This is a genomic window from Nocardia amikacinitolerans NBRC 108937, assembly GCF_001612615.1.
GTDB lineage: Bacteria > Actinomycetota > Actinomycetes > Mycobacteriales > Mycobacteriaceae > Nocardia > Nocardia amikacinitolerans.
This window is the reverse complement of the sequence record NZ_BDAU01000012.1, coordinates 50,410-76,586: the sequence shown is the minus strand read 5'-3', so window position 1 is coordinate 76,586 and position 26,177 is coordinate 50,410. Positions and strand designations below refer to the sequence as shown.

The following is a 26,177-nucleotide window of genomic DNA, read 5'->3' as shown; positions in this document are numbered from 1 at the left end:
GGGACGGGTTCATGCGCGGTCGGTGTCGGCCAAGGCCGCGGTCAGCACGTGGCCGATGCGGGCGAGGGCGGATTCGGAGGTCATCCGCCAGTGGGTGGCGGTGACGGCGTGGTTGTGTACGGTGCCGTCCACGGCGTCGGACCATCCGGCGGCGCCGGTCGCGCCGGTCGGATCGTCCAGGGCGGCGGTGAAATACACGAGGTTGCCCTTGTAGCGGCGGGGGCGGTAGCGGGTGAGGAGTTGGAGGGAATGGGCTCCCGCGTCCAGCACCCGGCCGAGTCGTTCGGCACCGAAGGAGGCGAACGGTTCCGGCAGGTCGGCGATGCGTTCGGCGAGTTCGGCAAGGCCGAGTTCGGTGTCGGCATCAGCGGCCTTTTCGCCGAGCAGTCCGCCGAGCAGGTCGGCGAGCGGCACGGTGGTCTCGGCCACGGCTTCCGTGCGCGGGCTGTCCATCATGGCCAGCGTCGCGACGTGCTGTCCCTCGTCCTGCAACTGGATCGCGACGGCATGCGCGAGAACGCCGCCGAGCGACCAGCCGACCAGGTGGTACGGGCCCTCCGGCTGCACGGCGCGGATCTCCGCGACGTAGCGCCGGGCCCAGTCCTCGATCGAATCCGGCAGCGGTTCCGCCGAATTCAGCGCCGGGGATTGCAGGCCGTAGATCGGCCGCTCGGGGTCGATGTGCGCGGCAAGACCGGCGAACGACCATGCCACGCCGCCGACGGGGTGCAGGCAGAACAGCGGCGCCTTGCCGCCGCCCTGGCGCAGCGGCAGCAGCACGTCGAAGGCCTCCGCCGCGTCGACCCGGCCCCGGCCGGACCTGGTCAGCTCGAGCTGGGTGACGAGTCCGGCGGGCGTCGGCGCGGAGAACAACCAGACGACCGGGACCGTTTCGCCGAGTTCCGCGCTCAGCCGCGTGGCCAGGCGGGTGGCGATCAGCGAGTTGCCGCCGCGCTCGAAGAAGTTGTCGTCCAAGCCGATTCGGTCCGCATCGAGCACCTCGGCGAAGACGGCGCACACGGCCTGTTCCAGCTCCGTCGCCGGAGCGCGGAACTCGCGCGCCGCCAGTTCGGGCCGTGGCAACGCAGCCCGATCGACCTTGCCGTTGGCGTTGAGCGGCAGTGCGTCGAGTCGAACGAGCGCGGCAGGCACCATGTAGCTGGGCAGGACCCCCGCGAGCGCTGCCCGCAGCGCGTCGGTGTCCAACGAGGCATGGGACCCGTCGATACCCAACCCGGCACGCGGCCCCTCGATGCCCGATGTGGCGCGCGGCCCGTCAACGCCCGACCCGGCGCGTGGCTGATCGGCGTGCAGCCCAGCGCGTGGCGCCTCCGCGCCCAACCCGGCACGTTGCCCGTCGATGTCCAGCCCAGCTCGCTGCCCCTCGGCGCCCAACCCCGCACGCGGCCCATCGGCGTGCGAACCAGCGCGTGGTACCTCCGCGCCCAACCCTGCCTGCGGCCACCCGGTGCCCAACCTCGCGCCCGGTCCCTCAACACGCGATGCGATGTGCGGCTGCGGAGTGTCGACCGGCGCCGCCGTCGTGAAATAGCCGACCAGCATGGCGTTCTCACCATCCGCTAGGTGCGCGACCACGACGGCTTCCGCGACCTCCGGCCTCGCGCGCATCGCGTGCTCGATCTCGGCCAGTTCGATGCGGTATCCGCGCACCTTGACCTGGAAGTCGCGCCGTTCGACGTAGCAGAGATTCCCTTCGGAGTTCCAGCGCACCATGTCGCCGGTGCGGTACAGCCTGCTGCCCGGCGCGCCGAAGGGGTTGGCCACGAAGCGTTCCGCGCTCAGGTCCGGCCTGCCGTGATACCCGCGAGCCAGCTGCGCGCCGCCCAGGTACAGCTCGCCGGTGACGCCCGCGGGGACCGGGTGCAGCCGGTCGTCGAGGACGTAGACCTGGGTGCCCGCCTCGGGCGTACCGATCGGCACGCTGCCGGTCAGGGTCGCGGTGCCGCTCGCCACGAGCATCCCAGTGCTGAGCGGCCTGGTAACCGCTCCACCGGTCGGCATCGTCGTATCGGCGACGGTCGACGTCAGCATCGCCGCACCAGTCGGCTCCACCACCGCCGCTCCGAGCCGCCCCGCCGCCGCGCCGGTCGGATCAGCCATGATCGAGCCGGCCTGCTCCCACACCGCCGCCCCAGTGGACTCCGCCGCCGCGCCGATCCCCGCCGCCGAACCGACCGCCGTGCGGTACCGAGTCACCGAAACCGCCGCTTCCGTCGGCCCGTACAGGTTGTCGACGCGCGCATCGGTGAGCGCACCGACCTTCGCGAGTGTCGCGGCGGGCAACGCCTCACCGATCACCAACAACCTGCGCAGCGAGCGGGGCAGTGGGCGCCCGCTGGAAATCTCGGCCAACATGGCGAGCAGCGACGGCACGAGCGTCACCGTGGTGACCGAGGCTCGACGGACGAGGTCGAGTACCCCTTCTGGGTCACGCTGTGCGCCCGTCGGCGCGAGCACCACCCGCGCCCCGGTGCGCAGCGCCCACCAGAATTCCCAGACCGAGAGGTCGAAGGCGGCCGAGGTCATCAGCAGGGTGGCGTCGTCGGCGCCGAGGCCGTACTCCGACTGCATCCAGTCCAGCTGGTGCGTGACGGCGCGGTGCGGGACCGCGACGCCCTTCGGGACACCGGTCGAGCCGGAGGTGAAGATGACGTACGCGGTGTGCCACGGCGACAACGCCCGGACCCGTTCGGCGTCGCGGACCGGCGTGGCGTCGACGGAATCGGGGACCGTCGTGATGTCGAACAGCGCCTCGTGGTCGGACACCTCGGCGGGCAGCATCGGCTTGCGCGCCGAGGTGAGCACCAGTTCGGGGTTCGCCGCGGCGAGCACGCCGGTGGTCCGATCGAGCGGATGCGCCGGGTCGAGCGGCACGTAGGCGCCGCCCGCCGTCACCACCGCGTACATCGCGACGAGTAGGTCGACGCTGCGCGGAACCGCCAGCGCCACCAGCGATTCCGGGCCGATACCCCGGCCGATCAGCACCCGGGCCAGCCGGTTCACCCGCGCGGCGAACTCGGCGTAGGTCAGCGTGTGCGCGTCGTCGACGACGGCGATCGCGTCGGGCGTGCGCGCCACCTGCGCCTCGAACGCGGTGACCAGCGTGTCCGGAGCGAACTCCCGGTCGGCGGCGTTCCATGCGAGGAGCATGCGTTCGGTCTCGGCGTCGTCCAGCAGCGGCAGGTCGCCGACCGGCAGCCGCGGCGCGGCGCACACGGCTTTCAACAGCCGCTGCAACCGGCCCGCGAAGCCCGCGACGGTCGCCTCGTCGAACAGCGCCGTGGCGTAGGTGATCGTCGCGGCGAGTCCGGCGGGCGTGCCCTGCGCGTCGTAGCGGTCGGTGACCACCAGGTGCAGGTCGAATTGCGAGACCTCGGAGTCGAAGTCGACCGCGGTCGCGGTCAGCCCGTCCAGGGTGAAGTCGGCCTCGGCCTGGTTGTGGAACGAGAACCCGACCTGGAACAGCGGGTGCCGCGCGGTGGAGCGCTCGGGATTGAGCACCTCGACCAGCCGCTCGAACGGGACGTCGGCGTGCGCGAACGCCGCGAGATCGGCGGAGCGCACCCGTTCGAGCAGCGCGCTGAATCCGTCGCCCGCGTCCACGCGGGTGCGGAGTACCAGGGTGTTGACGAACATGCCGACCACGTCGTCGAGTTCGGCCGCGCCGCGACCCGCAACGGGTGTGCCGACCGCGATGTCGCCGGTGCCAGACAGTCGCGCGAGCAGGGCGGCGAAGGCGGCGTGCACCACCATGAACAGCGTCGCGCCCGACGTGCGACCCAATTCGACCAGGGCCGCGTGGGTTTCGGTTTCGACCGCGAAATCGACGTGCCTGCCGCGAGTGGACACGATCGCGGGCCGCGGCCGATCCGTCGGCAGCGGCAGCTGCGCGGGCAGCTCGTCGAGCGCCTCGGTCCAGAACCGGAGTTGCTGCGCCACCAGCGATTCCGGATCGTCCTCCGAGCCCAGCAGTTCCCGTTGCCACAGGCTGTAGTCGGCGTACTGCACCGGCAGCGGCTTCCATTCCGGTGCGCGTCCCCGCCTGCGCGCGGCGTAGGCGAGCATCACGTCTCGGGCCAGCGGAACGAGCGACGAACCGTCGGCCGCGATGTGATGAATCACCACGACCAGCACGTGTTCCGTTGCCGCCGAGCCATTCTCCGCGATCGGACGGAAGAGCCTGGCGCGCAACGGCACCGCGTCGGTCACGTCGAATCCCGCACCGACGAAATCCGCTACCGCGAGGGGCAGATCGTCGATCGGCACCGCGATCGGCGCGAGCACCGGCGCGCCCGCGTCCCCGACCGGTAGCACCACCTGCACGGGTCCTGCCGTCCGCTGCGGATAGACCGTGCGCAGCACCTCGTGCCTGGCCACCACTTCGGTGATGGCGGCGTTCAGCGCGGCCACGTCGAGCGAGCCGGTCAGCCGCACCGCGAGCGGGATGTTGTAGGCGGTGGACTGGCGGTCCAGCCGGTTGAGGAACCACATGCGCTGCTGCGCCAGCGACAGTGGAACCGGCTCGTCGCCCCTGCGAGCGATCAGCGCGGGGCGGGCGGGCGAAGCGTCTTCGCTGCCCAGCTCGGCGGCCAGGGCCTCGACTGTCGAGTGCTCGAACACCGTGCGCACGCCGACGGTGACGCCGAGCGCCGCACCCAGCCGCGCGGCGAGTTGCGTTGCGGTGAGCGAGTTTCCGCCGAGCGCGAAGAAGTCGTCGTCCAGACCGGCCTCGTCGATCCCGAGCACGGCGGCGACGGTCGCGGCGACCGTCCGCTGCACCGCGGTCACCGGCGCGCGGAACGCGGTAGTGCGGAATTCCGGTTCCGGCAGCGCCTTCCGATCCAGTTTCCCAACCGGCGTCAATGGCAGCGCATCGAGGACCACGATGGCGGCGGGCACCATGTAGGCGGCCAGCGAACGACCCGCGAAAGCGGTCAGTTCCGCGGTGTCGACCGTATGACCCGGTGCGGCAACCACATAGGAAACCAGCGCGGCCACACCATTGGCATCGGTGTGCCCGACGGTCACCGCGTGGTCGACGGATTCGTGCGCGGCGAGCACGGCGTCGATCTCACCGAGTTCGATACGCAGACCACGCACCTTCACCTGGTGGTCGGTGCGCCCGAGGTGCTGGAGCGCGCCGGACGCCGGCCCACCCGTCGCCCGGCCACCGCCCCTCATCGAATCGCTTCGCGATGCGGGCACCCATCTGACCAGGTCGCCGGTGCGATAGATCCGTCCGCCCTCGGGACCGTAGGGGTCCGCGACGAACCGGCTCGCCGAAAGTCCCACCCGCGCATGGTATCCGCGCGCCAAGCCGGGACCGCGCAGGTACAGCTCGCCCGCGACGCCAACGGGCACCGGCCGCAACCGGTCGTCGAGCACGAGCGCGGACATCCCGTGGATCGGCGCGCCCATGTCGAGCGGATCGCCCGGTCGCATCCTTGCGCTGATCGTGGTGATGACGGTGGTCTCGGTGGGGCCGTAGGTGTTGTACATCGACCGTCCGACGCCCCAGCGCCGCACCACATCCGGGCCGTAGGCCTCGCCGCCGACGGTCAACTGCCGCAGCTCCGGCAGTCGCGCCGGATCGAGGGTTTGCAGGACCGCCGGGGTGATGAACGCGTGGGTCACCCGCCGATCGCGGATCAGCGCGGTCAGCTCGGCCCCGCCGTAGACGCTCGCCGGTGCGACGACCATGGTCGCGCCCGCCGAGAGCGCCATCAGCAGTTCCAGCATGGAGGCGTCGAAGCTGGGCGAGGACACGGCGAGCACGCGCGCGTCGGCGGTCACCGAGTACCGATCCCGTTGCGCGCGAGCAATTCCCGCGATTCCCGCGTGCGTCGCCAGGACGCCCTTCGGCACACCCGTCGAGCCCGAGGTGTAGATCATCCACGCCGCGTGGTCCACCCGCACCGGACGCGCCAGCTCGTCCGCGCCGAGCGGCGTCGCGCTGGTCTGCCGCATCCGCGCCACGGTGGCGGGTGCGTCCAGCGCCAGCCATTCGACAGCGCCGGGCAGCGCGGCGTGGACCGCGTCGATCGTGAGGCCGAAGGCCGCGCCGGAGTCGGTGAGCATATGTGCGATCCGTTCGGCCGGATAGGTCGGATCGACCGGGACGAACGCGGCGCCGCTCTTGGCCACCGACCACACCGCGAGCAGCGCCTCGGCCGAACGCGGGATGACGATCGCGACGACGTCCTCCGCGCCGATGCCGTGCCCGGCGAGCAGCCTGGCCAGCCGCGCGGACTGCTCGTCCAGCTCGCGGTAGGTCAGCTCGCGGTCACCGCAGACCACGGCGACACCGTCCGGGTTCATGGCGACGGCCGCCGCCATCATCTCGGCCAGCGTCCGCTGCGGCACCGCCTCGGCGCCGCGCCTGGCGAGCAGTTCGGCGCGTTCGGCGGGCGCGAGCAGTTCGACCGCGCCGATCGGGTGTTCCGGCGCGGCGGTGAGCGTGCCGAGGACCCGGCCGAACCGGCGCAGCAGCCCTTCGGCGGTGTCCGCGTCGAACAGATCGGTCGCGTAGTTCAGTTCGACGGTGAAGTGTCCGTCTGCGTCGAGGTCCGCGGCCACGGTGAACTGGAGGTCGAAACGCGCCACTGGCTCGTCGAATTCGACCGCAGAGAGCTCGAGCCCCGGCACGGCGAAGGTGTCGTCCCCGGTGTTCAGGTAGCTCAGGGCGACCGTGAACAGCGGATGCCGCGCCTGCGTCGTCGCCACACCGAGCTCGTCGACCACCCGCTCGAACGGCACGGTCGCGTGCGCGAACGCCGCCAGATCGGCGGACCGCGTCTCGGCAAGGAGTTCGGTGAAGGACTGTTCGGGACGCGGCCGGGTGCGCAGCACCAGCGTGTTCACGAACATGCCGACCAGGTCGTCGAGCGCCGCCGCACCGCGACCGGCGACGGGGGTGCCGATCGCGATGTCGTCGGAACCGGAGAGCCTGGCCAGCAGCACCGACAGTGCCGCGTGCACCACCATGAACGGCGTCGCGTGCTGTGCACGGGCGAGCTCGCGCACCCGCCCGCCGACGCCGCCGCCGATCCGGGCCCGCACGTTGCCGCCGCGCTTGCTCGCGACGGGCGGGCGGGGGCGGTCGGTGGGCAGGGCCAGATCCTCGGGCAGTTCGCGCAGCGCCTCGCGCCAGAACGAAAGGTCCTCGGCAGCCGCACTTTCGACCGCCGCGGTCTGCCAGATCGCGTAGTCCGCGTACTGCGCGGCGAGCCCCGGCCACGCCGGTGCGGCTCCCAGCACGCGAGACAGGTAGGCGGAGAGCAGATCTCGCAGCAGCGGGCGCATCGAGTATCCGTCGGCGGCGATGTGGTGCAGCACCGCGACGAGCACCCGGCTCGTCGAACTCTCGCGCAGCAACACCGCGCGGACCGGAACCTCGCACGTGACATCGAAACCGGCGGCGAGGAATTCGGCGATCCGATCCTCGAAGCCGCTCGCATCGATCGCTTCGACGTCCAGCCGCACGGGCGCGGGCGCCACGGGCAGGATCACCTGGTGCGCCGTGCCGTCGGCCGCCGCGGGGTAGATCGTCCGCAGCACCTCGTGCCGCGCTACCACGTCGGCGAACGCCGCGCCGAGCGCCACTTCGTCCAGTTCGCCGCGGATCCGCATCGCGACCGGGATGTTGTGCGCGGCCGACGACGGATCGAGCCGGTTGAGGAACCACATGCCGCGCTGGACGGGCGCCAATGGCACCGGCTCGGGACGCGGACCAGCGATCAGCGGAACGACCGAATCGCCCGCCTCGGCGATGATTCCCGCCGCAAGCGCGGAGACCGTCGGCGCCTCGAACAGCAGCCGCACGGGCACGCGCCTGCCCAGCCTTTCGCCGAGTCTGGCCAGCACCCTGGTCGCGCTGAGCGAGTTCCCGCCCAGATCGAAGAAGCTGTCCTCGACGCCGACCGGTCCGCAACCGAGCACGTCCTCGAAGGCGGCGGCCACCAGGCGCTCCGCCGGGGTGACCGGAGCGGTGTAAGCGCGACGATCGAACGCGGGTTCCGGCAGTGCTTTTCGATCCAGCTTGCCGGAGGCGTTGAGCGGGAAGGCGTCCAGCACCACGAAGGCCGAGGGCAGCATGTAGGACGGCAGCGTCACCCGCGCCGCGGCGCGCAGTGCGTCCTGGAGTTCGGCGGTGTTCTCCGGCGTCGGCACGACGTAGCCGACCAGGTGCTCGCCGACCACCAGCGCCGCGGCTTGGGACACGCCGGGCACTCCGGCCAGCACGGCTTCGATCTCCCCGAGTTCGATGCGCTGGCCGCGGAACTTCACCTGGAAGTCGGTGCGGCCCAAGTACACCAGTTCGGCGGAGTCGCCGCTGGTGTCCCAGCGGACGAGGTCGCCGGTGCGGTACATGCGTTCGCCAGGAGCACCGAGGGGGTTGGCCACGAACCGATCCGCGGTCAAGTCGGGTCGGCCGTGGTAACCGCGGGCGAGCTGAGTCCCCGCCAGGTAGAGCTCACCCGCAACCCCGGGCAGGGTCGGCCGCAGCCGCGAATCCAGCACGTAGACACGGCTGTTCCACTCGGGGTTGCCGATCGGCATCACGGTGCGCTCGGTCTCGCCCGTCACATCACGGTAGGTGATGCTCACCGCGGCCTCGGTGGGTCCGTACAGGTTGTGCAGCCGGGCCTCGCTCACCGCACCGAACGCGCGGACGGTCTCGGCAGGTAGCGCCTCACCGATCACGAACACGGTGCGCAGCGCGTCCAGGCGCTGCCCGGAGCTGTGCACGTGTCCGGCGAAGACGCTCAGCATCGACGGCACGAAATCGGTGACGGTGACGCCGTAGCGACCGATCACCTCGGCGAGATAGCCCGGATCGCGGTGCCCGTCTGGCGTCGCGAGCACCACGGTCGCGCCGACGCGCAACGGCAGGAAGTAGCCCCACAGTGAGACGTCGAAGGTGGTCGCGGTCTTCTGTAGGTACACGTCGTCGGCGCGCAGCCGGTACTCCGACTGCATCCAGGTCATCTGGTTGACGATCGCCGCGTGAGACACGCCGACGCCCTTGGGCTTTCCCGTCGATCCCGACGTGAAGATCACGTACGCCGGGTTCCCCGGGTGGATCGGCGCGCCGCGCTCCTCCGTCGCGATCGGATCGTCGGCGTAGCCGTCCAGCGCGACGGTGTCCACGCAGACGACGCGTCCGGTGTAGCCGAATTCGGCACGGTCGCGTTCGGTGGTGAGCAGCGCGGCGGGCCGTGCGGTGTCGAGGATGTGGGCGATGCGTTGGGCGGGGTGGTCGGGGTCGATCGGCACGTACGCGCCGCCTGCCTTGAGCACGGCGTACATGGCGAGCACCAGGTCGATGGACCGCCGAATGGCCAGGGCCACCAGCGATTCCGGACCGACGCCCGCCTCGATGAGATGCCGCGCCAGCCGGTTGGCGCGCTGATCCAGTTCGCCGTAGGTGAGCACCGTGGCGGCCGCGCCGCCGTCGGGGACGTACACCAGCGCGGGATCGTTCGGCGTGGCCGCGGCCTGCGCCTCGAACTCGTCGAGCAGCATCTCCGCCACGAACGCGGTGTGCGCGGAGTCGTTCCATTCGGTGACCACCCTGCGCAACTCGCCGGCGCCGAACAAGTCGATGTCGCCCACCGGCAGATCCGGGTCCGCGATCACCGCCGTCAGCAGCCGCAGGAATCGCTCGCCCATGGTGTGGACGGTCGCGGCGTCGAACAGGTCGGTGGCGTAGGTGAAACGCACCGCGTCGTCGGAGACGGTGAGTTGCAGATCGAATCGGGTTGTCTCGTAGTCGAACTCGTACTCGGCGACGGTCACCCCCGGCAACCGCACCTCGATCGGCGAAAGGTTCTGGAAGAACAGCGCGACCTGGAACAGCGGGTGCCGCGCCTGTGAGCGCGGCGGGTCGAGGACTTCCACCAGCCGCTCGAACGGCACCTCGGCGTTGGCGAACGCGTCCAGGTCGCCCTCGCGCACCCGCCGCAGCACAGCGGCGAAGGAGTCCGCGCCGGGCACCTCGGTGCGCAGTACCAGCGTGTTGACGAACATGCCGACCAGGTCGTCCAGCCGACGTTCGCCGCGACCGGCGATCGGCGCGCCGATGGCGATGTCCGCTGTGCCGGAGAGCCGGGCGAGCAGCACCGCGAGCGCGGCGTGCACCACCATGAACGGCGTCGCGTCGTGCCGGGCGGCCAGCGTGGTGATACCGGTACGCAGCGCCGGGTCGAGCAGCAGGGTTGCGCTCGCGGCGGCGTGCGAGGCGACGGCCGGGCGCGGGCGGTCGGCGGGCAGGTCCAGTTGGGCGGGCAGACCGCGCAGCGCACGCCGCCAGTAGTCCAGCTGACGTGCGGCGGTCGACTCCGGATCGTCCTCGGCGCCGAGCAATTCGCGCTGCCAGAGCGCGTAGTCGGCGTACTGCACCGGCAGTGGCGTCCAGTCCGGCTCCGCCCCGGTGACGCGCGCGGCGTAGGCGGCGGCGAGATCGCGAGCCAGCGGTCCCATCGAGAAGCCGTCGGCGGCGATGTGGTGCACGACGAGGGCGAGCAGGTGCTCGTGCTCCGAGAGCTCGGCCAGCCCGATCCGCAGCGGCACCTCGGCGGTCACGTCGAACGGCTTGGCGACGAAGCCGACGAGGGCAGCAGCCGGGTCGGCGGAGTCCAGCTCGGTGATCGACGGCGCGGCGGCGTCGAGGATCCGCTGGTGGCCGACGCCGTCGCGGTCCGGGTAGACCGTGCGCAGCGTCTCGTGCTTGGCGATCACGTCGGCGATCGCGGCGGTCAGCGCCGCGGTGTCCAGCTCGCCGACGAAGCGGATGGCGACCGGGATGTTGTTGACGGTCTCCGCGGGATCGAAGCGGTTCAGGAACCACATGCGCTGCTGAGCGGGCGAGAGCGGAATCGTGTCCGGACGCGGTCCCACTGCGAGTGCGGGACGGCGGGCCGCTCCCGTGCGCTCGACCGCCCGCTCGGCGAGTGCCGCGACCGTCGGCGCGTCGAACAACGTCCGCACCGGGATGTCGGTGTTCAGCTCGGCGCCGAGCCGCGCGGCCAGCTGGGTGGCGATCAGCGAGTTGCCGCCGAGCGCGAAGAAGTCGTCGTCCGCGCCGACCCGTTCGACGCCGAGCAGCTCGCCGAACAGTGCCGCGACGGTTCGCTCGGCGTCGGTTTCCGGTGCGCGGAAGGCCGCCGACTCGACGACGGGCGCGGGCAACGCCTTGCGGTCCAGCTTGCCGGAGGAGTTGAGCGGGAACTCGTCGAGCACCACGAACGCGGAAGGCACCATGTAGCCGGGCAATCCGGCGGCCAGCCGCGCTCGCACGGCACCGATATCGATCGACGCGCCAAGCAGATACGCGACAAGCTGGTCGCCGCCGGACACCTGCCCGCCACGAACGACCACCACCGCCTGGTCGACACCGGCCACGGCGGTGAGGGCGGCTTCGATCTCGCCGAGCTCGATGCGCAAACCGCGTAGCTTCACCTGGAAGTCGGTGCGGCCCAGGTACTCCAGTTCGCCGTTAGGTGTCCAGACCACCAGATCGCCGGTGCGGTACATACGTTCGCCAACCGCGCCGAAAGGATTGGCCACGAAGCGATCCGCCGTCAGCTCGGGCCGCGCCACATAGCCGATCGCCAACTGCCCACCCGCCAGATACAGCTCGCCAGGCACGCCGACAGGCACCGGCCGCAGCCGCGCGTCCAGCACCAGCAGGCGGGTGTTGAACACCGGCCTGCCGATCGGCACCGAGTCCGTGTCGGCGTCGGTGACCTCGTGATAGGTCACGTCCACGGCGGCCTCGGTCGGGCCGTAGAGGTTGTGCACCCTGACTCCGAGAACGCGCCGCGCCCGCTGGGCGACGGCGGCGGGCAGCGCCTCGCCGGACGCGAAAACCCGCCGCAGCGCGGCGCGTTCCCGGGCCAGCGGCTCGTTGAGGAACACCGCGAGCAGCGAGGGCACGAAATGCAAGGTGGTCACGCGCTCGGCCGCGATGAGCCGGGCCAGGTACGCGGGATCGCGGTGACCGTCATGGCGCGCGACAACCAAGCGTGCGCCGATCTGCAACGGCCAGAAGAACTCCCACACGGACACGTCGAAAGTCGCGGGTGTCTTCTGCAATACCGCGTCGTCCGGGCGCAGCCCGTAGCGATCCTGCATCCAGACCAGCCGGTTGACGATGGCGGCGTGCGACACCGCGACGCCCTTGGGGCGGCCGGTGGAGCCGGAGGTGAAGATGACGTACGCGGGGTGGCCCGGCGCGAGCTCGCCGATCCGGTCGGCGTCTGTGAGCGGGTCGTCGGCGAAGGCGGACAGATCCAAGCGATCCATCCGAACCTGCCGCGCCGCGGCGACTTCCAGATCCATCCCGGAGGTCAGCACGCACACCGGACGTGCCGTGGCCAGCACGTACTCGATGCGGTCGGCCGGGTGATCGGGATCGATCGGCACGTACGCGCCGCCCGCCGCCGTCACCGCGTACATCCCGACTATCAGGTCGAGCGAGCGCCGCATGCCAAGTGCCACACAGGAATCCGGGCCGACGCCCTGGGTGACCAACCAGCGCGCCAACCGGTGCACGCGAGCGGCGAACTCGCCGTACTCGAGGCTGGTTCCCTCGAAAGTCATGGCGACAGCCTCGGGTGTGCGCGCGACCTGCTCCTCGAACAGCGAGATCAAGGTGTGCGGGCTGGCCGCGACCGGGTGCGCGGTGTCGTTCCACCGCTCGAGCACGAGCGAGCGCTCGGCCCCGTCCAGCAGTTCGATATCGCCGACTCGGAGAGCCGGATCGGCCACCACCGTCTCCAAAATCCTGACGAACCGCGCCGCGAAAGACTGGACCGTCGCGCGATCGAACAGGTCGGTCGCGTAGCGCACCAGCGCGCGCAGCGCCGTGCCCGAACCCTGGTGATGTTCGACCAGCTCCAAGGCCAGATCGAATTGCGCGACGCGATTGTCGAGCGGGTAGGCCGACACCTCGAGCCCCGGCAGCTCCAGCACTGTGTCGTCGCGGTGCTCGAAGGTCAGCAGCGTCTGCACGATCGGCGAATGCGATTGCGAGCGAGCGGGGTTGATCTCCTCGACGAGACGCTCGAACGGCAGATCGGCATGGGCGAAGGCGCGCACGTCGACCTCGCGAACCTGCCGCAGCAGATCGGCGAAGGACGTGCCGGCGCGCACCTCGGTGCGCAGCACGAGGGTGTTGACGAACATGCCGACCAGCTCGTCCAGCGCCTGTTCGGCGCGTCCCGCGACAGGCGTGCCGATCGCGACGTCCTCGATCCTCGCCAACCTGCCGAGCAAGGTGGCGAAGGCGGCGTGCACCACCATGAACGAGGAAACACCGTGTCGCCGGGCGAGTTCCGCGATCGACGCGGTCAGCTCGGCGGTGACAGCGAATTCCACCGTGGCGCCACGCCCGGTGGCGACCGGCGGACGCGGGCGGTCGGTGGGCAGCTCGAGTACCGGCGCCAGGTCGGCCAGCTCGGCGCGCCAGTGCGCGATCTGCTTGGCCAGCACCGATTCCGGATCGGAAGCCGCGCCGAGTACCTCGTGCTGCCACAGCGTGAAGTCGGCATACTGCACCGGGAGCGGTCGCCACTGCGGCGCGGTGCAGGCACTGCGCGCCGTGTAGGCCACCATGAGATCGCGGGCCAGTGGCGCGGTGGACACGCCGTCGGCCGCGATGTGGTGCACGACGACGACCAGCACGTGGTCATCCGACGCGGCGCGGAAGAGCTTGGCGCGCACGGGCACTTGGCCGCGCAGATCGAACGGCAACGCCGCGAAGACCGCGACGAATTCGGGAAGTTCCGCCTCGGAAACCGTCACCGGAGCCAATTCCAGCGCGGGCACTTCCGCGCGCACCGACTGGAAGGGGCCGTCACCATCGGACGGGAAGACCGTCCGCAGCGACTCGTGCCGCGCGATCACGTCGCCGAGCGCGGCGGCCAGCGCCACGATATTCAACGCACCGGTCAACCGAATGGTGATCGGGATGTTGTAGACCGCCGATTCCGGATCGATCCGGTTGAGCAGCCACATCCGAGTCTGCGCCAGCGACAAGGGAATCCGCTCCGGCCGAGGACCCGCCGTCAGAGCCGGACGTGACTCGTCCCGCTCGGCCGAATGACGCACGCGCACCGCGAGTTCCGAAACCGTCGGCGCCTCGAACACCTCGCGCACCGTGAGCGCACAACCCAGTGCCGCGTTGGCGCGCGCGACCAACCGCATGGCGAGCAGCGAATTCCCGCCGCGCGCGAAGAAGTCGTCGTCCGCGCCGATGCGCGCCGATCCGCCGAGCAGGTCGGCGACCAGGGCCGCGAGCACCGATTCCGCGCCCTCCCTCGGCGCGCGGTAGGCGACCGCGCCGCCACTGACCTCGACCTTCGGCAACGCCGCGCGATCCAGCTTGCCGACCGTGGTGAGCGGCATCTCGTCCAGCACGACCAGGTGTGCGGGCACCATGTAACCGGGCAGCCGCTCGCGCACGGCGTCCAGAACGGCGTCGGCCGCGACCTCCCCGCTGACATAGCCGACCAGACATTCGTAGCCGGAGCTGTCCTTCGCGACCAGCACGGCCGCGTTGGTCACGCCGGGCACACCGGTCAGCGCCGATTCGATCTCGCCGAGCTCGATCCGCTGTCCGCGTAGCTTGATCTGGAAATCGTTGCGGCCCAGATAGATCAGATCGCCCGAGCGGTTCCAGCGGACCAGATCACCGGTGCGATACATCACCGCGCCGGGCACCCCGAACGGGTCGGCGACGAACCGCTCGGCGGTCAGCCCGGAGCGGCCGTGGTAGCCGCGCGCCAGCTGATCACCCGCAAGGTACAGCTCGCCGGGCACGCCGGTCGGCACCGGCCGCAGCCGCGCGTCGAGCACGTAGACGCGGGTGTTCCAACACGGACGCCCGATCGCCACATCGCGGCCGGAAGCCACGTCGGCGTCGGTGAATTCGTGATAGACCGCCGAGATCGCCGCTTCGGTCGGGCCGTAGGCATTGTGCACCGCGCCGTCGAAGCTGGCGCGGATCGCGGCGAGCAGATCGGGTGTCAGCGCCTCGCCGCCGCAGTGCAGGTGCCGGAACGAACGCAGCGCGTCGCCCATGCCCTCGCCGATGAGCGCGGCGAGCACCGAAGGCACGTATTCGGCGATGGTGATGCCGTGCTCGCGCAGCAGCCCGGCGAAGTAGGCCAGGTCCAGGTGTCCGCCGGGCTTGGCGATCACCAGCGGCGCGCCGACCGCGACGGGCAGGAAGCACTCCCACACCGAGACGTCGAAGGTCAGCGGCGCGCGCTGGAGGACGCGGTCGGCCGCGGTCACCTCGTAGCGGTGCTCGAGCCAGCGCAGCTGGTTCATGATGGCGCGGTGGGTGACCGCGACGCCCTTGGGCCGTCCGGTGGAGCCCGAGGTGAACAGCACGTACGCGGTGTTGTCCTGGCGCAGCGCGGTGCGGCGCTCGGCGTCGGTGACCGGCTCGGCCGAGTAGCCGGACAGGTCCAGCTCGGCCGGGCGAAGCACGCGCGCGTCGAGCGGCGGGAGTTCCGCGCCGCCGACGACCAACACCAATGCGGGATCGGCACTTTCGATCACCTGCGCCAGTCGGTCGGCCGGATGTGCCGGGTCGAGCGGCAGGTACGCGCCGCCCGCGCGCACGATCGCGAACATCGCCACGAGCATGTCCAGCGAACGCAGCGCGGCCAGCCCGACGATGGTTTCCGGGCCGACGCCCTCGGCGATCAGATGCCTGGCGAGCCGGTTCACCCGCACGGCCAGCTCGCCGTAGGTCAGGGACTCGTCCTCGCAGGTCACCGCGCGGGCGTCCGCGTCGGCGGCGGCGCGCACCGTGAGCAGGTCGCCGAGGGTCTCGGCGGGCAGTGAATGCGCCGTCGCGTTCCGGTCGGCGAGCAGCATCCCGCGCTCGGCGACCGACATCAGTTCCACATCGCCGACCGCGGTCCTGGTGTCGCGCGCCATCGCGCGCAGCACCCGCTCGAACCCGGCTAGGAAACCGGTGACCGTGCGCTCGTCGAACAGGTCCAGCGCGTAGTGCAGGTGCACGTCGATGCCGTCGGGCTCGCCGTCCGCGTCGTAGCGGTCGGTCAGTGTCCAGTCCAGGTCCAGCTGGATCGGGGCCGGACCGATGTCGAGCGCGCCGATGGCGAGGCGCTGCAAACGGAAGTCGGGCTTGGTCTGGTTCTGGAGCGTCAGCGCCACCTGATAGAGCGGCGAATGCGCCTGCGAACGAATGGGATTCAGCGTGTCGACGAGCTGTTCGAACGGCACGGCCGCGTGCTCGAAGGCGGCGAGGTCGGCGGAGCGGACTTCGGCGAGCAGCTCGGCGAGGGTGGCTTCGGCGCGGACCTCGGTGCGCAGCACGAGGGTGTTGACGAACATGCCGACGAGCTCGTCGAGCGCCTCGTCGCCGCGCCCGGCCACCGGCGCGCCGACGGCGATGTCGCCGGTGGCGGCCAGCCTGCTCAGCAGCGCGGCCAGCGCGGCGTGCAGCACCATGAACGGGGTGACCCGGTATTCGGCGGCCAGCTCCTGGATGTCGCGGTGCAACGCGGCGTCGAGCCGTCCGACGACCGCGCCGCCGCGATTCGAGGCCACCGCGGGGCGCGGACGGTCCGAAGGCAGCGCGAGCACTTCGGGCAGGCCCGCGAGCCGGTGCGTCCAGTAGCGCAGCTGCCCGGCCAGCACCGACATCGGGTCCTGCGCGTCGCCCAGCGCGTCCCGCTGCCACAGCGCGAAATCGGCGTACTGGACGGGCAGCGGACGCCAGGCGGGCGCGGACCCCGCGCAGCGCGCGACGTAGGCGGCGGCCAGATCGCGAGTCAGCGGCGCGAAGGACCAGCCGTCGGCCGCGATGTGATGCACGACGAACAGCAGCACGTGTTCCTCCTTGGCGCCACCGTCCGCGAGCCGGAGCAGCCGAACACGCAGCGGCACTTCGGAAGTCACGTCGAACCCAGTGTCGGCCGCAGCGGCGATCAGAGCGGGGAGCTCGGCCGCGCGCACTTCCTGGGGCGCGAGGTCGACCAGCCGGGTACCAGCCGGCAGCACCAGCTGGGTGGCCGCGCCGTCGTGTTCCGGGTAGAGGGTGCGCAGCGTCTCGTGCCTGCCGATCACATCGGCGACGGCCGCGTCCAGCGCGGACACGTTCAGCGCGCCGGTCAGCCGCAGCGCGAACGGGATGTTGTAACCGCCTCCGGCACTGTCGAATCGATTCAGGAACCACATGCGCTGCTGGGCGATCGAGAGCGGAACGGACTCGCCGCGTTCCCGCGCGAGCAGCGGCGGCAGCGTCACCGGCGCGGCCGGGCCGTCGAACCTCAGGTGCTTCGCCAGCTCGCGCACCGTGGGCGCGTCGAACACGGCGCGCACGGGCACCTGCGTTCCAGTCGCTTTGGACAGCCGCGCGGCGAGCTGGGTCGCGATGAGCGAGTTGCCGCCGAGTGCGAAGAAGTCGTCGTCCGCGCCGACCCGCTCGGCGTCGAGCAGCGCGTGAAAGGTCTCGGCGACAAGGGCTTCCGCAGGGCCGCTGACGGCGCGGAATTCGACGGTCCGCGGCGCGGGCGCGGGCAGCGCCCGGCGATCCAGCTTGCCTGAGGCGTTCACCGGGAAGGCGTCCAGCACGACGAACTCCGCTGGCGCCATGTAGGCCGGTAGTCGACGGGCGATCTCCGCGCGAACCAGGTCGAGATCGAGCGCGGTGTCGGGCACCAGGTACGCCACCAGCTGATCGCCGGTGCCGTTGTCGTCGCGCACCAGCACGGCGGCCTGGGCCACCCCGGGAGCCGCGAGCAACGCCGTTTCGATCTCGCCGAGCTCGATGCGCAGGCCGCGCACCTTCACCTGGAAATCGGTGCGGCCGAGGAACTGGACCTCCCCCGCCGCCGTCCAGCGCACCAGGTCGCCGGTGCGATACATCCGCTCGCCGGGTTCGCCGAAGGGGTTGGCCACGAAGCGATCTCCGGTGAGATCGGCACGGCCGAGATAGCCACGGGCCAGCTGCGCACCGGCCAGATACAGCTCGCCGGGCACGCCGATCGGAACCGGCCGCAGGCGCGCGTCGAGGACGTACATCCGGGTGTTCCAGACCGGTCCACCCATCGGCAGCACGCTGGTGTCCGCATCGGTGACCTCGTGCGCTGAAACTTCGACCGCCGTCTCGGTGGGCCCGTACATGTTGTGCACCCGCGCCGAGGTCAGCGCGCGCATCCGCTGCGCGGTGGCGGCGGGCAGCGCCTCCCCCGAGCAGAAGACGTGCCGCAGGCTGGGCACCTCGGGTTCCTCGGCGACGAACGCCGCGAGCATGGACGGCACGAAGTGCGCCGCGGTGACGCCCTCGCGCCGGATCAGCTCGGCAAGGTAGGCGGGGTCGCGGTGACCGTCGGGGCCGGCAAGCACCAGTCGCGCGCCGACCTGCAACGGCCAGAAGAACTCCGGCACCGACACGTCGAAGGCGACCGGCGTCTTCTGCAACAGCACGTCGTCGCCGTCCAGCGCCACGTACGCCGACTGCATCCAGCGCAACCGGTTCACGATCGCGCCGTGGCTCACCGCGACACCCTTGGGTGTGCCCGTCGAACCGGAGGTGAAGATGACGTACGCGGTGTTGTCGGCGCGCAGCGCCCCGCGACGTTCGGCGTCGGTGATCGGCGCGTCGGAGTAGCCGGACAGGTCCAGCCGGTCGATGCGGACCTGTGCCGCGGCGAGGTCCAGATCCGCGCCGGAGGTCAGCACCGCGACCGGAATCGCGGTGGCGAGAATGTGTTCCGTGCGCTCGGCCGGATGGTCCGGGTCGAGCGGCACATAACCGCCGCCTGCCGCCGTGATCGCGTACATGCCGACCACCAGGTCGATGCTGCGCCGCATGCCGAGCGCAACCAGCGAATCCGGGCCGACGCCCTGCGCGATCAGCCAGCGCGCCAGCCGGTTGACCCGCGCGGAAAGCTCGCTATAAGTGAGCGTCGCGGAGCGACTCGGTGAGGGGTGGTGGCCGGGCGACGGGTGGGCAAGCGTCGCGTAGCGACTCGGTGAGGGGTGGTGGCCGGGCGACGGGTGGGCCTGCGTTTCACCGTCGAAGGTGAGGGCTGGGCGATCAGGGGTGCGCGCGACTTGCGCGGCGAAAAGCGCGGGGAGCGTGGCCGTTTCGTCGACCGGATGTTCCGTTTCGTTGAACCGGTCGAGCACGAGTGCGCGCTCTTCGGCGTCGATCAGTTCGATCTCGCCGACGCGCGCCGTGGCATCGGCGGCCACCGCGACGAGCATCCGGCGCAGCCTGGCGACGAACGCCGCGACCGTCGCGGCGTCGAACAGATCCGTGGCGTAGCGCAGGCTGCCGCCCAGACCGTCCGGACGTTCCGCGAGCACCAGGTGCAGGTCGAATTTCGCGCCGTCGTCAGGGATGTCGATCGGCTCCACGGTCAGCGACGGGATCTCGACGGCCGGCAGCGCGCGCGGGGCCGCGCCGAAGCTGAGCAGCACCTGGAACAGCGGATGCGCGCCGGTGCTTCGATCGACGTCCATCGCGTCGACCAGCTGCTCGAACGGCAGCTCGGCATTGGCGAACGCGGCCAGATCCGCATCGCGCACCTCGGCGAGGAAGTCCTCGAAGGCGGTGTCCCAGGCGACCCTTGTGCGCAGCGCGAGGGTGTTGACGAACATGCCGATCATGTCGTCGAGCGCGCGTTCACCGCGCCCGCCGATGGGCGAGCCGACCACGATGTCGTCGGCGCCGCTCGAACGCGCCAGCGTGGCCGCGAAGGCGGCGTGCAGCACCATGAACAGCGTCGCGCCCGACCGCGCGGCCAGCGCCCGCAACCCGGCGGCCACCTCGGCATCGATCGCGAAATCGACGGCCGCGCCACGCCGGCTCGGCTGTGCCGGACGCGGCCGGTCGGTGGGCAGCGGCAGCTCGGCGGGCAGGCCGTCGAGGGCGTCGCGCCAGAATCGCAGCTGCCGGTGCGCCAGATCGCCGGGCCGTTCCGGCGAGCCGAGCAGCTCGCGCTGCCACAGGCTGTAATCGGCGTATTGGACCGGCAATTCGGCCCAGTCGGGCCGGTGACCGATCAGCCGGGCGCGGTAGGCGCGGATCAGATCGGTGACGAGCGGCGTCATCGAGAGGGCGTCGGCCGCGATGTGGTGGACGACGAACACCAGCGCGTATTCGTCGGCGGGCACGCCGCGCGCGTAATCGACCCGGTCGAGAGCGAGCAGCGCGACGCGTGCGGGCAGCTCGGTGGTGACGTCGAAGCCGCCGCCCGCGATGGCCGCGACGGTGGCGGCCAGCTCGGCCCGCTCGACCGGCACCGGATTCAGGCTCAGGCCGATGTCGTCGGCGTCGATGATCGACTGGTAAGGGCCGTCCTCGCTCTCCGGATAGCTGGTCCGCAGCGATTCGTGCCTGGCGAGCACGTCCAGCACAGCGCGCTCCAGCGCGCGTACGTCGAGCCTGCCGGTCAGCCGCAGCACCACCGGCAAGTTGTAGACGCCGGGCGAATCGTCCTGGCTCTCCAGGCGATTGAGGAACCACAACCGCTGCTGGGCGGGCGACAGCGGGATACGCTCCGGCCGCTCGCGCCGCGCCAGGGTCGGCCGGGTCACGCCCGCCTCGGCCAGCTCGGCCACGGCCGCGGCGAAGGACTCGACCGTCGAGGCTTCGAAGAGGGTGCGCACAGGCACGCGGGCGCCAAGCACCTCGCCGGTGCGCGCGGTGACCTGCGTGGCGTCCAGCGAGCTGCCGCCGAGCGCGAAGAAGTCGTCGTCCAGTCCGGCGCGATCGACTCGCAGCACCTCGGCGAACACGGACGCGACGAGCCGCTGCGTCGCGTCGACGGGCGCGCGAAAACTGCTGGCCCGCAACACCGGAAGCGGCAGCGCGGCACGATCGAGCTTGCCGCTGGTGTTCAGGGGGAATTCGGTCAGCTCGACCAGCGCGGTCGGCACCATGTACGCCGGGAGTGCCCGGCCGAGGCCGGACTTCAGCGCGTCCAGGTCCAGTTCCGCGCCGGGCGCCGCGACGACGTACCCGGCCAGATAGTCGCCGCTCTCGGCGTCGACCAGCCGCACGGCGGCCTGACCGACCTCGGGCGCGGCGAGCAGCGCGGTCTCGATCTCGGCGAGCTCGATGCGCTGGCCGCGGAACTTCACCTGGAAATCCACGCGGCCGAGGTAGACGAGCTCACCGTCCCGGCTCCACCGCACCAGATCGCCGGTGCGGTAAATGCGTTCGCCGTTGCCGCCGAAAGGGTTGGCCACGAAGCGGTCCGCGGTCAGGTCGGTGCGGCCGTGATAGCCGCGGGCCAGCTGCTCGCCCGCCAGGTACAACTCGCCGGGTACCCCGATCGGCGCCGGTCGCAGTCGCGAATCCAGCACGTAGACTTGGGAATTCCATTCCGGCTCACCGATCGGCACCAGAGGTGTGTCGTCGGCGGTGGCCTCGCCGTAGGTGATGGACACGGCCGCTTCGGTGGGGCCGTACAGGTTGTGCAGTCCGGCGTCGCACACCGCGTGGAAGGCCGCGACGGTCTCCGGCGGCAGCGCCTCGCCGATGACGAAGACGTCACGCAGTGAGCGCAATTCGTCGGCCTCGGCGTGCGCCGCGAATACGGCGAGCATCGACGGCACGAAGTCGGTGAGCGTGACACCGTGGCGGGCAATGGTTTCCGCGATGTAGCGCGGGTCTCGGTGGCCGTCGGGTGCGGCGAGCACCAGGGTCGCGCCCGCGCGCAACGGCAAGAAGTAGCCCCACAGCGAGACGTCGAACGTCGTCGCGGTCTTCTGCAAGTACACGTCGTCCGCGCGGACCCGGTATTCGTCGTGCATCCAGGCCAGCTGGTTGGCGATGGCGCGGTGGCTGATCGAAACGCCCTTGGGCCGCCCGGTGGAGCCCGAGGTGAAGATGACGTAGGCCGGGTGCTCGGGATGCAGCGGCGACGTCCGATGCGCGTCGGCGATCTTGGTGGCCGGGTATTCGGCGAGGTCCAGTTCATCGAGATGGTGCACGAGGACGGTCGACGGCACCGTCTCGGGCGGTGTGAAACCGGCGGCGCGGGTGGTCAGGATGGTGTGCGGCGCGGCCGTGTCGATGATGTGGCCGATGCGTTCGGCGGGGTGCGCAGGGTCCACCGGCACGTACGCGCCGCCGGCCCGCAGCACCGCGTACATCGCGACCACGAGGACGATCGAGCGCGGCATGGCCAGCACCACAAGCGATTCCGGGCCGACGCCCGTGGCGATCAGCAGCCGTGCCAACCGGTTCGCGCGGTCGGAGAGCTCGGTGTAGGTGAGTTCGGCGCCACCGTCCGCGACGAGGGCGACCGCGCCCGGGGTGCGGCGGACCTGGTTGTCGAAGCCCTCGTGCAGGAAGCGGTCGGCGACCCGGTGGCCGCTGGCGTTCCAGCTCGCGGTCACGTAGTCGAACTCGCCCGCGTCGAGCAGTTCGATATCGCCGACCGGTGCGTCCGGCGTGGTGACCGCGGCGCGCAGCAAGCGGACGAACTTCGCGGCGAACTCGCGCACCGTCGCGGCGTCGAAAAGGTCGGTGGAGTAAGTGAATTCGGCGCGGTAGCCGTTGGTGACGGCAGCGTTGGCGGCGGAGGCGGCAGCGTTGGCATCGGTGGCGGCGTTGTCGGCGGCATTGGGAGCTGCGCTGCCGATGGCCGTGGCGGAGGCGGCAGCGTTGGTGGCCGTGGCGGAGGCGGCACCGTCGACGGCGGTGTTGGCGTTGACGACGACAGGATCGGACAGCGTGAGCTGGAGATCGAACTTGGCGAACCCGGATTCGAAATCCACCAGCTCCGTGTCGAGCTCGGGCATGGCCAGCGCGACCGGCGCCATGTTCTGCATGAACAGCGCGACCTGGAACAGCGGATGCCTACCCCGCGAGCGCGCCGGGTTCACCGCCTCGACCAACTGCTCGAACGGAATGTCGCTGTGGGCGAAGGCGCGCAGATCGCGTTCGCGCGCGTGCCCGACCAGCTCGGTGAAGCTAGCGGCGGCCGACACCTCGGTCCGCAGCACGAGGGTGTTGACGAACATGCCGACCAGGTCGTCGAGCGCGAGCTCGCCGCGGCCCGCGACGGGGGTGCCGACGGCGATGTCGGAGGTGCCCGAGAGCCGAGCGAGCAACGCCGCCAAAGCGGCGTGCAGCACCATGAACGGGGTAGCGCCGCAGCGCGCGGCCAGCCGTTCCACGGCGGCGCGCAGGTCGGCGTCGAGCGCGAATTCGTGGGTGGCGCCGCGGTAGGACGCGACGGCGGGGCGCGGGCGATCCGACGGCAGGTCCAATTGCGCTGGCAGCTCGGCCAATTCGCTCCGCCAGAAGCTCAACTGACGCGCCGCCGCCGAGTCCGGGTCGTCCTCGGCGCCGAGCACCGCGCGCTGCCACAGCGCGTAGTCCGCGTACTGCACCGCGAGCGGCGACCAACCAGGGGCCGTACCCGCGCGGCGCGCGGTGTAGGCGGTGACCAGGTCGCGCATCAGCGGACCCATCGAGACACCGTCGGCGGCGATGTGGTGCACCACCAGCACCAGCGTGTGGTCCTGTGGCCCGCTGCGCAGCAGGCGCACCCGCACCGGGATCTCCTCGGCGACGTCGAAGCCCTGGCTCGCCACGGCCCGCACCGCGTCGGCGAGCCGCTCCGCGGGAATCTCCGAGGGCGTCAGATCGAAGACGGCGTGCACCGACCGCACCACCTGCGCCGGACCCGCCTCGGTCTGCGGGTAGACGGTGCGCAGGATCTCGTGGCGCGCGACCAGATCGGTGATCGCGGCCGAGAGCGCGGAGACGTCCAGCGCGCCCCGCATGCGCAGCGCCACCGGTATGTTGTCCACGGCGGCGTTGTGCGCGGTGCGGTCCGGACTCGAATCCGCGCCGAGCCGATTGAGAAACCACATGCGCCGCTGCGCGGGCGAGAGCGGGATGTGCGCCGGACGCGGGCCCGCGGCCAGCGCCGGACGCGGTGCCGAGGAACCCGACAGCGCGGCAACCGCCGCCACCGTGGGCCGATCGAAGAAGTCCCTGACGTCGATCGCGACGCCGAGCGCGGCCGACACCCTGGCGATCGCCCGCGTCGCGAGCAGGGAGTTGCCGCCCAGCGCGAAGAAGTCGTCGTCCGCGCCGACCCGCGGCGCGGCGACCAAGTCTGCGAAGATCTCCGCGACCAGGCGCTCGGCCTCGGTGGCCGGTTCGCGGTATTCGACTGCGGCGGCGCCGAAGTCGGGTTCGGGCAGCGCGCGCCGATCCAGCTTGCCGTTCGCGTTGACGGGCATCTCGTCGAGCACCTGCACCAGCGCGGGCACCATGTATTCCGGCAGGTGCGCACGCGCGGTTTCCAAGACGGCCGCGGTGTCGACGACGCCGCCCGCCGCGACCACGTAGCCGACCAGGTGATCGCCGCCCGCGTGCCGGTGCAGCACCACCGCGGCCTGGGCCACCTGCTCGTCGCGCAGCAGACCGGCCTCGACCTCACCGAGTTCGATGCGCAGCCCGCGCAGCTTGACTTGAAAGTCGATGCGGCCCAGGTATTCCAGCTCGGACGGCCCGCCATCCACCCCCGGCGTCCAGCGGACGAGGTCGCCGGTCCGGTACATCCGCTCGCCCGGCGCGCCCTCTGGATTCGCCACGAACCGGTCCGCGGTGAGGCCGGGGCGGGCGACGTAGCCGCGGGCCAGCTGGACGCCGGAAAGGTAGAGCTCACCGACCACGCCCGCCGGGACCGGGCGCAGGTTGTCGTCGAGCACGAGCAGTTCGGTGTCGTCGGCGGGGACGCCGATCGGCACGCTCGCGGTGTCGGCGGCGGTCACCTCGTGCGCGGTCACGTCCACCGCGGCCTCGGTCGGCCCGTACAGGTTGTGCAGGGTCGCGCCGCTGACGTCGCGGAAGGCGGCCGCGGTCGCAGCGGGCAGCGCCTCGCCGGAGGCGAACACCAGGCGCAGGCTGTCCACGGCGGTCTCGATCTCGGGTTCGGCGACGAACACCGCGAGCATCGACGGCACGAAATGCGCGACGGTGACGCCGTATTCGGTGATCGCGCGGGCCAGGTAGGCCGGATCGCGGTGTCCGTCGGGTTCGGCGATCACCAGGCGCGCGCCGATCTGCAAGGGCCAGAAGAACTCCCACACCGACACGTCGAAGGTGAACGGCGTCTTCTGCAACACCACATCGTCTTCGGACAGTCGGTACAGGCGCTGGCGCCACCGCAGATTCGCCAGGATCGAACGGTGCGAGACCACGACGCCTTTCGGGCGGCCGGTCGAGCCGGAGGTGAAGATGACGTAGGCGGTGTTGTCCGCGGCGGGCAGCGGCAGGATCTCGTTGTCGGGTCGACCGGCGGCACCGAGCTGTCCACCCGCTGCGCCGATCTGCCCGCCCGCTGCGCCGGGCTGTCTACCCGCTGCGCGGAAGGCGGCCTCGAATTCATCGATGCGCAGCACCCGGCTGTCGGCCAGCGACTCCGGCTGGTCGGCGGTAGTGGTGAGCACCAGAATCGGCGCCGCGGTCTGGAGCACGTAGGCGATGCGCTCGGCCGGATGCTCCGGGTCGATCGGCACGTACGCGCCGCCCGCCTTCAGGATCGCGTACATGCCGACGAGCAGTTCGAACGAGCGCCGCACGGCCAGCCCGACCAGGGCATCCGGTCCGACACCGAGCTCGTGCAGCCGCCGTGCCAGCGCGGTGGCGCGCGCGTCGAACTCGGCGTAGGTGAGGGTGGCGTCGCCGTATTGCAGCGCGACGGCGTCGGGGGTGCGCCGCACCTGCTCCTCGAATTCGCTGACCAGCGTCTCGACGGGGGTGAAGGCGGTCGGCAGCACGTCGGCGGCGATCAGCAGCGCGTCGTCGAGCAGTTGGTCGAGGACCGCGCCGAGTGCGCCGTCGCCGGATTCGAGCAGCTCGGGCAGTTGTCCGGAGATCACCACGGAGACAAGGGCGTCCGAGCTCAGACCACCGCCCATGGCCGCGCCGAGTGCGGCGATCTCGGCGGCCAGCGCCGCGTAGGCGATAGCGGTGTCGCCGTGCCGCAGCGCGATCCGGTCGGGCGCCAGGTCGGCCACGGTCTCGATGAGGCCGGGTAGGTCCTCGACGCCGTATGCCCGGCGCAGCATGGCATGTCGGGGGTGGTTGCGGTTGCCGAGCCCGCTGGATGCGACCGATTCTGCGTGAGACATCA

General features: G+C 71.2%; 1 protein-coding gene. It reads right to left on the bottom strand.

From position 1 onward, the window contains the following. Positions 1 to 9: 9 nt before the first annotated feature. The gene (locus tag NAM01S_RS12295) at positions 10 to 26,175 is read right to left on the bottom strand and encodes a non-ribosomal peptide synthetase (RefSeq protein ID WP_084482891.1); all 26,166 of its coding nucleotides are present in this window, start codon (positions 26,173 to 26,175) and stop codon (positions 10 to 12) included. Positions 26,176 to 26,177: the final 2 nt, after the last annotated feature.